Genomic DNA, 806 nt, shown 5'->3' with positions numbered 1-806 from the left:
CTCGACAGCCTGCTCGCCTCCTTCGGCGACCACCGCCCCTCCGCCGAGCCGGTCATCGGCATCGGCGACATGGTCTCGGTCTCGATCTGGGAAGCCGGCTCCGGCGGCCTGTTCTCGGGCCCGCTGGTGGCCGACCGCTTCTCGGCCGGCTCCAAGTCCGCCCTCATCCCCGAGCAGCCGGTCGGGCGCGACGGCGCCATCTCGGTGCCCTATGCCGGCCGCATCAAGGTCGCCGGCCGCCGGCCCCAGGACGTCCAGTCGCTGATCGAGAACGAGCTCGCCGGCAAGGCGATCCAGCCGCAGGTGCTGGTCTCGGTCACCCGCCCGATCTCGCAGGCTGTGACCGTCACCGGCGAGGGCGCGGCCGGCGCCCGCCTGCCGCTCTCGGGCCATGGCGACCGCATCCTCGACGTCATCGCGGCCGCCGGCGGCAACCGCTCGCCGGTCTCGGAGACCTTCGTGCGGCTCTCGCGTGGGCCGGTGACCGCGACCGTGCCGCTGACCACGGTGGTGTCGAACCCCAAGGAGAACATCTACCTGCGGCCCAACGACGTGCTGACGCTGGTGCGCGATCCGCAGACTTTCCTGGCGGTGGGCGCGCTGGGTCAGGCGACCGAGCTGCCGTTCCAGGCCGACGGGATCACGTTGGCGCAGGCGCTGGCCAAGGCGCGCGGCCTGTCGGACTTCGCCGCCGACCCGGCCGGCACCTTCATCTTCCGGTTCGAGCCGGCCAGCGTGGTGCGGCGGCTGAACCCGGGCTCGAAGCTGCTGGGCACGCCCCTGGTCCCGGTGGTGTACCGGATCGA

Annotated in this window: 1 protein-coding gene; it reads left to right on the top strand. The window is 72.8% G+C overall.

The window, feature by feature from the left end; genetic code table 11:
• Positions 1-806, top strand: an 806-nt coding sequence (locus MKK88_RS22070; protein WP_244003511.1) for a polysaccharide biosynthesis/export family protein, incomplete at both ends; no start/stop codon positions are given.

It is taken from the genome of Methylobacterium sp. E-005, assembly GCF_022829725.1.
GTDB lineage: Bacteria > Pseudomonadota > Alphaproteobacteria > Rhizobiales > Beijerinckiaceae > Methylobacterium.
Note: the sequence above shows the minus strand (reverse complement) of the source record. Positions and strands in the feature narration are given on the sequence as shown.